The sequence below is a fragment of the Paenisporosarcina sp. P4_D4 genome (genome assembly GCF_056401835.1).
This window is the reverse complement of record NZ_JBFUIO010000011.1, coordinates 44,294-55,237: the sequence shown is the minus strand read 5'-3', so window position 1 is coordinate 55,237 and position 10,944 is coordinate 44,294. Positions and strand designations below refer to the sequence as shown.

Sequence of the window (10,944 nt, the reverse complement as noted above, 5' to 3'; positions counted from 1 at the left end):
GACTCAACTAAAAACATTAAATAATTACAATGTTCAATAAATTTCGTTTAAATTCACATCATAAACACTCGTTCAAATAACGATTTYTATATTCCACTATGTATTAATCCCTTTATAGGTGTTATGTCTATTCTCTATCTTCAATTTCCCTTTTAACTATCTTTGTCCTGTTTGACCGATAATGAAGATAACGATAAAAGATAACTAATACATTGAATTATCTCTCCTTCACTTCCAATATTAACCTAACTTAGTCGGTAAAGGAATCACTCTTCAACTAATCTGCCCCGTTAGTACAATAAATACAACAAAAAGGAAGTTAATCCCTTTTTGAATCAACGTCCCCGTTATTTCAAGGGAAATATTCCATAGGCTCTGAACAATGAACGTAACCATTGTTTTTGTTTAATCTGTGTTATGTCATTGTCTTACAATGTTCTCAATAACAGATGTCTACTTAAACTAACCTCCCCATTTAGTTTAAGTAGAAGCCATCACAACGTTATATTTATTTTTAAATAAATATCCAATTAATCATTTGATTATGAATTGGTGAATGATAAACGGGTATGTAACAAAACTTTCCAACCGATTTGGAATACCTTTTATAAACAATTTTTAGGATTGTGCCCTTTATTTGGGAACACTCCTTTTTTTTCTACTAAACGTTTAAGTAGGCAGTTCTTGAAGAACGTTCTGCAGCTGGACGAGTAGTAGCTAAAGCGCGAGGCCTCTTGGCGGACGTCCAGAGAAATACGGAGAGAAAGATATAGAAATGATGAAAGCTCTTATTGATGGAGGCACCCCAATTAAGGATGTGGCAGAAAGATGGGGCGTTTCTCGAACTACCATTTATCGCTATTTGGATCGTAAATTATAGATCTCACTTTCTAAAAATCAAGCATAAATTTGTTTCTATTAGACACGACTCAAATAAAGAATAATTCGTAAACGGCAACGTGAAGAATTGTTTTGGCTCTGGTTACGACGATGCAATAAATTGGTGTGGAAAAACGACTTTATATTAACTAGTCAGGTAGTACGTAGAGTCCTTATAGTTTTAACTATATAATAGAAGAAACTCAATATTTAATTCTATGAAAGGTAAAATAACGCTAGCTCCGGAGGGATGGAAATAAAATTACATAAATAACATTTCAAAAATTTAAAGGTTTATTCTTAATTTAATAGAATTATTATATGGGGTAACCAATAATTTACAGAGGAGAATAATGTTATATGCAACTTAAGTCTTTAAAATTGAGAAACTTTAGGGGTTATAAAGAAGAGATTCAAATAGATTTTGAAAATTTAACAGCATTTATAGGGAAGAATGATGCCGGAAAATCTACAGTATTAGAAGCTTTAGAAATATTCTTTAATAACTCAGTCGTAACATGTGATAGAGAAGATCTGAGTGTTAGTTCAGTAGATCCAAATATCGAGATAACTTGTATTTTTAATAATTTACCTACTGAAATCACTATTGATAGTACTTCTACCACAACACTAGGGAATGAGTATTTACTTAATCTTAATAATGAATTAGAAATTAAAAAAACGTATAGAGCTACGGCTGCTAAACCTAAAGCAATAACTTCTATAATTTGTAATCACCCTAAMAAAGAAGGTTACAATAATTTATTAGAACTAAAGCAAACGCAATTACGAGCACTGGCCACCTCTTTAAATATTTCTCCAGAAGATTATAACCGCAGTAGTAATCCAAGTATTAGAAGTATTATTTGGAGTACTACTGATAATTTAGAGCTTACTTTACGTGAAATTCAAGTTGACAAGGAGGATTCAAAAAAACTATACGAATCATTGGAAAAATATCTACCTATCTATTCTTTATTTCAATCTGATCGCTCTAGTAAAGATGATGATAAAGAAGTTACCGATCCTATGAAACTAGCGATACAACAGGCATTGGGAGAATTAAATGGTGAAATAGAAAAGATTAAAATGGAAGTAAGACAAAAAGCACTAGAAACAGCCAATAGAACGCTCGAAAAACTGAAGGAAATGGATAATGATTTAGCTTCATCATTAATACCTGATTTTAAATCCGAACCCAAATTTGATTCTCTATTTAAATTAAGTATTACTTCCGATGATGGTATCCCCATTAATAAACGTGGAAGTGGTGTACGACGATTAATTCTTCTGAATTTCTTTAGAGCCGAGGTGGAAAGAAAACTTGCCGAGAGCTCATCACAAAATATTATCTATGCTTTTGAAGAACCTGAAACATCACAACATCCTAAACACCAAGAGATGTTAATGAATGCTTTTATGGAACTAGCCTATAATACTAATTCACAAGTTATTTTAACTACACATACTCCTGCACTAGCAGGCCTATTACCACTTGAAAGTTTACGCTTTATAACAAAACATAGCGAGAACCGAATAATTATGTCTAATGACGAAGATGTATTTCAAGAAATTGCCAATACCTTAGGCATTTTACCGGAACCCTTTAGTAATAATACAAAGGCATTATTGCTTTTAGAAGGACAAGGTGATGTAGTTTTCATTAGACATATTTGCGAAAAACTTAAAGAGGGTGGAGTAATTTCTTCAACCCTTCAAGAGAAAGGGTTTGCTTTAATCCCCACTGGAGGATGTGGCAATTTGAAAGCGTGGACAACTTTAAAATTGGCAGAGCAATTTAACTTACCTTGGTGCGTATTACTAGACTCTGACCAACCGACTCCAGAAGCGCAACAAAACATTCAAACTCAGTTGCAGTTAAACGCACAAGGCATTAAAGCTTACTTAACAAGAAAAAGAGAACCGGAAAATTACTTACATATAGATTGTTTCGATAGTCCGATTTCTTTTAGCGAACATGATGATGTGAAAAAATTAGTAAATGCTGCTTTTCCTCATGTTAGTAGAACAAAAGTTTTAGAACACTTTTGGCATAAGATGACTTTCGAGCAAATCCGGGAAATGGAACATTACACTGCTGAAGACGAATCAACGCATTATGAGTTCACAGAAATGATATTAGATTTCCTTTCGCTTGTTGTACAACCTGAATTAGTTTAACTTTTCAAATAATATGAAAGAGGTCATCTCATGTACATAGAGATGACCTCTACCTAATTCTAGTTAACTTGTCTGCCAGTTACTTAAATTCGAATGATTTTAAATCACTGTACTTAACAATCATTCGATTTATCAGTTTAGCTGAAAAAAAGAAAAATTATTTATTTACCATCTGACTAAACTTTCTAATATTTCAGTGAAGGTATTGCTCCCAATGTGTGAGTGGACACATAACAAAATCGAAGTAATTAAAAAGTTACAAATCAACGTCAGAAAATATATCCACTCTAACTTCTCTTTTATCATTTTCATTAAAAGTTAGATATTCATATTCATCATCATCGTTAGGTTCCTCTAAATAATCAGTTCTACTAATATAAAAATTACGGGTTTCTTCGTTAGCTTTAGATATTTCTTCTATATATTCCTCTTTTTCAAAGTGATTGATAATATTCCTATTTTCTAATTCACTAATTAGACTTTCAATTGACTTAAACCAATCCTCAATAGCGCCTTCCAGATTATCTGCTTCTTCAATATTTCCCATTAAATATTCGAAATGTTCAAAACAAATTTTTACAGATTTTATATACCAAATCAGAGGATAATATATAATTTTTTCGCTTTCTTCGAATTTTTTTATACAATCAGGACACCAAGAAAAGGATTCTTTTAATAAATTTCTTAATGGAATAAAATCTTTAGTTATATAAAGTAAGGTTAGATAAATCCGTTCTTGAGGTTAGTAATTCCATTATCCTAACGAATTCAGTTGAGTTATCCATATATCCATTTATTGTTTTAGCACCTTCATAAAAACGATTTCCTCCATGTATTGCACTTCTTACCAAATAATTTTTATTCATTTCAGTAAATACCATCTTATTTATCAAGCAACCAACAGTAATGTTATGTTCATAGGCTGCTCTGATTAAATAGCTACTAAGACTTTCAACTAAACCTGTTTCTATTCCGACTGGTTCAATATTGTATAAATGACTTCTATGATAAATATGTTCTTTCAAGTAAAAGACACCTCGTATTTCAAATCAACTTTGAATTAATCTTTACTCTTTTAGATTTTTTAATGCATTATAAAGTAGTTTCCTTATATTACGGTTTATACGGATTTCTCCACTTAGAAAAATAGCTCTCCGTGTCAAGGAATTTATTTTTCAATTATAATTCACATTTTTGTATTTTCTTTATGTTCATTCAATAGACAATTAAATAGTCAAATCCATTTATATATACATTTAGCAGATAGAGCAACTCACCTCTCAAAATCTAAGTAGTGCATTTACTATATTATTTGCCAAAAAAATCTCCTAAACACTAATCTTAAACTCTTCAATACAAGATAGGGATTAGTATGATAATTTTCATTGATTTTTAGTCACAAATATTTTTTAAACTTACTTTATTTATTAAAAATTTTGGAAAAACCTTATATTCAATCATAAAATTTCCTAAAAAAAAATAAAGCATAAAGTTTCCAAAAGGAAATTTTATGCTTTATGTCACATGACACTGTATAAAATCATATGATTTCATAATATGGAGACGGCGGGAATCGAACCCGCGTCCAGAAACTCCAACACTTAAGCTTCTACGCGTGTATCTTGCCTATTGAGGTTTCGCGCAGCATTATGCCGACAAGCGGGCGTCTTGTGCGCTAACTTGAAAGTCTCTTCTCGGCGGCTCAAGTCGCACCGACGATCGTATCCCACTAAGAGTGAGCTCGTACAGGACCACATGGGCGATGGTCAAGACAAGCAACATTGTCAGCTTACGCTGCGAATGCTAGGTTTTGGTTTTTGCCAGTTATTATAAAATGACGTTGATACGGAGCCGATCCCTCCGACGCGCAACTTAAGCTCAGACCATCCCTGTCGAATCCGTAACGTCCCCTTATAGGATAATCATAAAGTCTTTTAACTCTTTATGATAAAGGATGTTCGGGTAAACAAAAAGTTCAGCTGGCAAAGCTGTAAATCTATTATAAGGCAAAATTGGTCAAAATTCAAGTACCATCAATCTTGATTGCGGGATTTGAATGCACGTTCAATATCTCGCTTCGCTTCTTTCTTCTTGAGATCATCGCGTTTATCGTAATTCTTTTTCCCTTTACCCATGCCGATTAACACTTTGGCAAAGCCATCCTTCATGTACATTTTGATGGGAATGATTGAATAGCCATCTTGTTTTGAAAGACCGATCAATTCACTGATTTGTTTTTTATGCAGTAACAGTTTCCTAGAACGCAATGGTTCATGGTTGAATCGGTTTCCTTGTTCATATGGGCTGATGTGCATATTCGAAATCCATGCTTCATTGTTACGAATGCGGACGAATGCATCCTTCAGCTGAACTTTCCCGTTACGAACGGATTTGATTTCCGTACCTTGAAGCACAATTCCTGCTTCAATTGTTTCATCAATAAAATAATCGTGATTGGCTTTCTTGTTCTGCGCAACCACTTTCCCAGTTCCTTTTGGCATCTGTTACACCTCGCTGTCAAGAAAAGCGCAAAGCACCACTCTAGCCTACACCAACGCTAAAACTACCGAATGGAAGTGCATTCTTATCGGTAGGTTGGCTAAAGTCACCGCGTCCTGCGGTAACGCCTTCATGACCCACATCCAGTGGGTCCAAGCTTTGGCGTAGGCTGGCGCTTGAGCTAGACATAACATAATTTTATAGTTTATTAGCTTTGTGGAAATGAGCGGCTAACCGCCGCTCCTATTACTTACTTTTTCTTACGCTTACGACTGCTTTTATTTTTCTTGGCAATGTCTTCATAAAACTTTTTCTTTTGATTCACGCCTTTTTTTGGTCCTGGCGATGATTTATCAGCAGAAGATTTACCTCTTCCTGCTCCTTCTTTTCGTTTCGCATGAATGACTTTCGGCGTTTCCTTGCGAGGAGGACGATTGAAAGTTTTGACCATACCGACAATTTCAAAGTCGATAGCAGATTCTTCAGGTTTAACAGATGTGACACGAACCGTAACTTCATCTCCGATTCGGAATTGTTTTCCTGCTCTTTCACCAATCATCATCATCTGACGATCATCAAATCGGTAATAGTCATCTGTCATATTACTTACATGCACGAGTCCTTCAATTGTATTCTGAAGTTCGATAAACATACCAAAGTTTGTTACAGAGCTGACGATACCTTCAAACTCTTCACCAATCTTATCTGCCATGTATTGCGCTTTCTTCAATGATTCTGTATCTCGCTCTGCATCCACCGCACGGCGTTCACGTCCAGAAGTATGGTCAGCAATTTCATCCATCACTGCACCCCAATGGGCCACTGTCGGTTTTGAAACATCTCCATTAATTAAATATGTTCGAATTAATCGGTGAACGATTAAATCTGGATAACGACGAATCGGTGATGTGAAATGCGTATAGTAGTCCGTCGATAATCCGAAATGGCCTAAACTTTCCGCATGATACTTCGCTTGTTGCATGGAACGTAACATCATCGTTGAAATAACCGGTTCTTCTGGTAGTCCTTCGATGGACTCTACGATTTCCTGCAACGCACGTGGATGAATTTCATTACCCGAACCTTTTACCACGATACCGAAATTTGTAATGAATTCGAAGAAACGTTGAAGCTTTTCAGGTTTTGGATCTTCGTGAATACGGTAGATGAACGGTACATCCATCCAGTGGAAATGCTCTGCAACTGTTTCGTTCGCAGCTAACATGAATTCTTCAATCAAGCGCTCAGCGATCGTACGTTCACGAATGACAACATCCGTTGGCCATCCATCTTCGTCCACCAAAATTTTTGATTCCTTGAAATCAAAATCAATCGCACCGCGGTCTGCACGTTTTTGACGTAAAACATCAGCCAGTTCTGCCATTAATTCGAACATGGGAACTAAATCACGGTAGCGTTCGATTAGTGCTTCATCTTTTTCTTCGACAATCTTGAAAACATCCGTGTATGTCATACGTTCTGTTGTTTTGATGACACTTTGGAAGATTTCATGTGATACGACTTTCCCACTGCCATCAATCACCATTTCACATGATAATGTCAAGCGGTCCACTTTTGGATTTAATGAACAAATTCCGTTAGAAAGACGGTGTGGAAGCATTGGGATTACACGGTCAGTCAAATAGACACTCGTCGCACGTTCATACGCTTCGGTATCCATTGGCGAACCGTCAGTTACATAGTGACTAACGTCTGCAATGTGAACTCCGAGTTTGTATGTTCCATCTGCATTCTTCGTGACTGTTACGGCGTCATCCAAGTCTTTTGCATCTGCTCCATCAATCGTCACGATAACTTCATTTCGAAGATCACGTCGACCTTCCAAGTCCGCTTCAGTGATCTCATCAGGCACTGCATTAGCTTGATCCAATACTGGTTTCGGGAATTCCGTTTCGATTCCATGCTTATGGATGATTGATAAAATATCGACACCAGGATCATTTTTATGTCCAAGAATTTGTGTAACCATACCTGTTGCTGATTTACGACCTTCTGGCCATCCAGTAATTTCTACAACTACTTTATGTCCTTCCATCGCGCCAAGTGTATCTTCTTTCGCAATGAAAATATCCATTGAGATTTTTTTATCGTCAGGAAGTACAAAGCCAAAGCCTTTGTTATCCTGGAACTGACCGACCACTTTCGTGATGCCGCGTTCAGTAATTTTTGTAATCGAGCCTTCACGTCTATCGCCTGAGCTTGCGCTCGAAACACGAACTAAAACGCTATCTCCATTCATTGCTCCATTGATTTCTGTTGGTGGAATGAAAATATCATCCATACCTTCTTCTTCCGGTGAAACAAATCCAAATCCTCTTGGATGTCCAATGAACTTCCCTTTTAATAAATTCATTTGTTGCGGGAGTCCATAACGGTTCGATCTTGAGCGGATGACATCGCCTTGTGTTTCCAATCGGGCAAGCGTCTTCACTAATTCCTTGAATTCCTCGGAATACTCCAGCTCAAGCTTTGATTCTAATTCCTGAACGGTCATTGGTTTATAATCTTCTTCTCGTAATATCGCGAATAATTGTTCTTCTAAAGATTGTTCCATGTTTCATCCCTCCTTCTATCAGCGTGTGCGTGCATGGCAATTTTTACACATGCCAGTCAAGCGATTGTAAAAATTCTAAAATATCTTCGTGCAATTGCTCTTTTTCCTGATCAAGTGTAATTACATGGCCCGATTGTTCGTACCATTTAATCTGCTTTTCAAATGATTCCGCCTGATTATATATAATATTAGCCGAGTCCACATCAATAACACTATCTTGACGGCCTTGCACAACAAAAAGTGGTGCATAGACATGATCCACATGATCACGAACGTTATACACGAGATTTCGTAATTCAGGTAGTGAATCCATCGAAGTCTTTTGAAGTGCTTCTACTTCTTCTTCGATAAGTGATGTGTCTTTTCCTTCATAGCGCTTATAATCCCTCGCATATTTCAATACACCTTCATACATGAGTTCAGTAGTCTTCATGGACATTGGTGCACACATCGTCACGATACCCTTTACAGGAACGGTATACCCTAATTTCAGTGAAAAGACACCACCTAATGATAATCCTGCCACAGCAATTTCTTCGTATCCAGCAGCCTTCAATTGATCATAGCCACGCATGACATCTTTCCACCAATCAGCAGGTCCACTTTGAATCAATTCTTCCGGTGGAACACCATGCCCTTTATAATGAGGAGCCAATGATGTGTACCCATTCTTTTCTAAAAAACGGCCAAGCATGCGTACATCTGATGAGTTCCCAGTAAATCCATGCAACAATAATACGGCTCTTTTACCCGCTTCAAAAAAGAACGGTTTGGGTTGCGCAATTCGCATTAAAAAAACCTCTCCTTTACAAAACACATCATTCAATCAGTATGTATCTAAATAATGTTTTTAATTATGACATCCAACTTTTCCCATCATTTCATGGAATAAGAAAACGCCTAACCAATTCAGTCGGTCAGGCGGTTCGTATTTGTTGATTATAATTTTGTTACGGCAATTGCCAAAATAAAAAATAATACTGCTAATACAATCGTTACACGGTGCAAGACAAGATCAATACCTCTTGCTTTTTGCTTACCGAAAAGTTGCTCAGCTCCGCCAGAGATGGCACCTGATAAACCTGCACTTTTCCCTGATTGTAACAACACAACAACGATTAATGCTAGCGAAACGATGACGAGTAAAGTCAGTAAAAACGCATGCATTTGTTCCACCTCCGATCAGAAACATCACAACAATAACTATTTTACCAAATAATAGAGATAAGCACAATAAGTTAAGAGAAATAGAATAAGAATTCTGTCAGATTATTTGATAATATGATAGAATCTTGTAGAAATATGTATAGCACCTATGTAGTTTGACTCCATAGTTTGCTGGAGAGATTCGAAAATAACCTATCGCATAATGGACTGAATCTAATTCCAGGATGGCGCTTTAAGTTAGTCAGAGAATAGAAATTACTAGCGCAAATGTACGATAAACACCTATTTCTTTAAAAAATCCAAAAAAAAAGCCACACACCTTTTTAAAAAGATGTGCGGCTTTCCAATTATTTTTTCAAGTTATAAAACGTTTTTAGTCCTAAATATTTTGCAGTGTCATACAATTGATCTTCAATACGAAGCAATTGGTTGTATTTTGCCACACGGTCAGAACGTGATGGTGCACCCGTTTTGATTTGGCCTGCATTTGTTGCAACTGCGATATCAGCAATCGTTGCATCTTCAGATTCACCTGAACGATGTGAAATAACAGTAGTATATCCAGCACGCTTCGCCATTTCGATCGCATCAAATGTTTCAGTCAATGTACCGATTTGGTTAACTTTGATTAAGATTGAGTTGCCAACGCCTTCTTCGATTCCGCGTGAAAGTTTCGTTGTATTCGTTACAAACAAGTCGTCTCCTACTAATTGAACGCGGTCGCCCAAACGCTCAGTCAGTAATTTATGACCTGCCCAGTCGTTTTCGTCCAAACCATCTTCGATTGAAACGATTGGGTATTTATTGCAAAGCTCTTCATACCAAGCAACCATTTCCTCAGATGTTTTCACGATGCCTTCGCCAGCCAAGTGGTATTTACCGTCTTCTTTATTAAAGAACTCAGAAGAAGCTACGTCCATTGCAAGCAAAACTTCTTCACCAGGTTTGTAACCTGCTTTTTCAATAGCAGTCAAGATTGTTGTAAGAGCTTCTTCATTAGAAGCTAAGTTCGGTGCAAATCCACCTTCATCACCAACTGCAGTGTTCAATCCTTTTTCATGTAGCACGGATTTCAGGCTATGGAAAATTTCAGCACCCATACGTAGTGCATGACGGAAAGATTCTGCTCCAACAGGCATAACCATGAATTCCTGGATATCAACATTGTTATCTGCGTGTGCTCCACCGTTAAGGATGTTCATCATCGGAACTGGAAGTTGCTTCGCGTTGAATCCACCCAAGTATTGATAAAGTGGAATATCCAAGTAATCTGCAGCAGCATGAGCAGCAGCAATTGATACACCAAGAATTGCGTTAGCGCCAAGTTTCCCTTTATTGTCAGTACCATCTAATTCAATCATCGCCTGATCGATCGATACTTGATCCAAAACAGAGAAGTTCTCTTCGATTTCAGCTGCAATGATATCGTTAACGTTTTCAACAGCTTTTAACACACCTTTACCAAGGTAGCGACCTTTGTCTCCATCACGAAGTTCAACGGCTTCATGTTCACCAGTGGAAGCACCAGAAGGTACGATTGCACGGCCGAATGCGCCGCTTTCCGTGAATACTTCTACTTCGATTGTGGGATTACCACGTGAATCCAATACTTCGCGAGCTTGTACTTGTGTAATAATTGGCAT

Annotated in this window: 8 protein-coding genes, 1 other RNA gene and 1 pseudogene; 2 read left to right on the top strand and 8 right to left on the bottom strand. The window is 36.9% G+C overall.

The window, feature by feature from the left end; genetic code table 11:
• Positions 1-680: 680 nt before the first annotated feature.
• Together AC1DSL_RS05275 and AC1DSL_RS05270 are read left to right on the top strand one after the other, a co-directional pair.
• A pseudogene (locus AC1DSL_RS05275) lies at positions 681-880 on the top strand (helix-turn-helix domain-containing protein); the annotation flags it as partial.
• A gap of 359 nt (positions 881-1,239) precedes the next feature.
• On the top strand, positions 1,240-3,060 hold the full coding sequence (locus AC1DSL_RS05270) for an AAA family ATPase (RefSeq protein WP_477531424.1): 1,821 nt from the start codon (positions 1,240-1,242) through the stop codon (positions 3,058-3,060).
• Positions 3,061-3,316: 256 nt separating this feature from the next.
• Here the strand turns inward: AC1DSL_RS05270 and AC1DSL_RS05265 are convergent, their stop codons facing one another.
• From AC1DSL_RS05265 to eno, 8 genes are all read right to left on the bottom strand, one after another.
• Positions 3,317-3,607 (bottom strand): hypothetical protein, encoded by a 291-nt coding sequence (locus AC1DSL_RS05265; RefSeq protein WP_477531423.1) that lies wholly within the window; start codon positions 3,605-3,607, stop codon positions 3,317-3,319.
• A 154-nt stretch (positions 3,608-3,761) separates the two neighbouring features.
• Positions 3,762-4,085: a hypothetical protein gene (locus tag AC1DSL_RS05260; protein WP_477531422.1), complete on the bottom strand. Its 324-nt coding sequence runs from the start codon at positions 4,083-4,085 to the stop codon at positions 3,762-3,764.
• 530 nt (positions 4,086-4,615) lie between these two features.
• Positions 4,616-4,971: a transfer-messenger RNA gene (gene ssrA, locus AC1DSL_RS05255) on the bottom strand.
• A gap of 122 nt (positions 4,972-5,093) precedes the next feature.
• The gene (smpB, locus tag AC1DSL_RS05250; RefSeq protein WP_016429072.1) at positions 5,094-5,561 is read right to left on the bottom strand and encodes an SsrA-binding protein SmpB; all 468 of its coding nucleotides are present in this window, start codon (positions 5,559-5,561) and stop codon (positions 5,094-5,096) included.
• Positions 5,562-5,809: 248 nt separating this feature from the next.
• Entirely contained in the window at positions 5,810-8,134 is a 2,325-nt protein-coding gene (gene rnr / locus AC1DSL_RS05245) for a ribonuclease R (RefSeq protein WP_477531421.1), read from the bottom strand.
• A 43-nt stretch (positions 8,135-8,177) separates the two neighbouring features.
• A complete protein-coding gene (locus tag AC1DSL_RS05240; protein ID WP_477531420.1) occupies positions 8,178-8,924 on the bottom strand; it encodes an alpha/beta hydrolase in 747 nt (248 codons plus the stop codon).
• A 149-nt stretch (positions 8,925-9,073) separates the two neighbouring features.
• Positions 9,074-9,301 (bottom strand): preprotein translocase subunit SecG, encoded by a 228-nt coding sequence (secG, locus tag AC1DSL_RS05235; protein ID WP_016429075.1) that lies wholly within the window; start codon positions 9,299-9,301, stop codon positions 9,074-9,076.
• Positions 9,302-9,648: 347 nt separating this feature from the next.
• A complete protein-coding gene (gene eno / locus AC1DSL_RS05230; RefSeq protein WP_016429076.1) occupies positions 9,649-10,944 on the bottom strand; it encodes a phosphopyruvate hydratase in 1,296 nt (431 codons plus the stop codon).

Coding starts and splice junctions, on each gene's coding strand:
- AC1DSL_RS05265 (WP_477531423.1), bottom strand. CDS start 3,607: ATGGGAAATATTGAAGAAGCAGATAATCTGGAAGGCGCTATTGAGGAT.
- smpB (WP_016429072.1), bottom strand. CDS start 5,561: ATGCCAAAAGGAACTGGGAAAGTGGTTGCGCAGAACAAGAAAGCCAAT.
- rnr (WP_477531421.1), bottom strand. CDS start 8,134: ATGGAACAATCTTTAGAAGAACAATTATTCGCGATATTACGAGAAGAA.
- AC1DSL_RS05240 (WP_477531420.1), bottom strand. CDS start 8,924: ATGCGAATTGCGCAACCCAAACCGTTCTTTTTTGAAGCGGGTAAAAGA.
- secG (WP_016429075.1), bottom strand. CDS start 9,301: ATGCATGCGTTTTTACTGACTTTACTCGTCATCGTTTCGCTAGCATTA.
- eno (WP_016429076.1), bottom strand. CDS start 10,944: ATGCCAATTATTACACAAGTACAAGCTCGCGAAGTATTGGATTCACGT.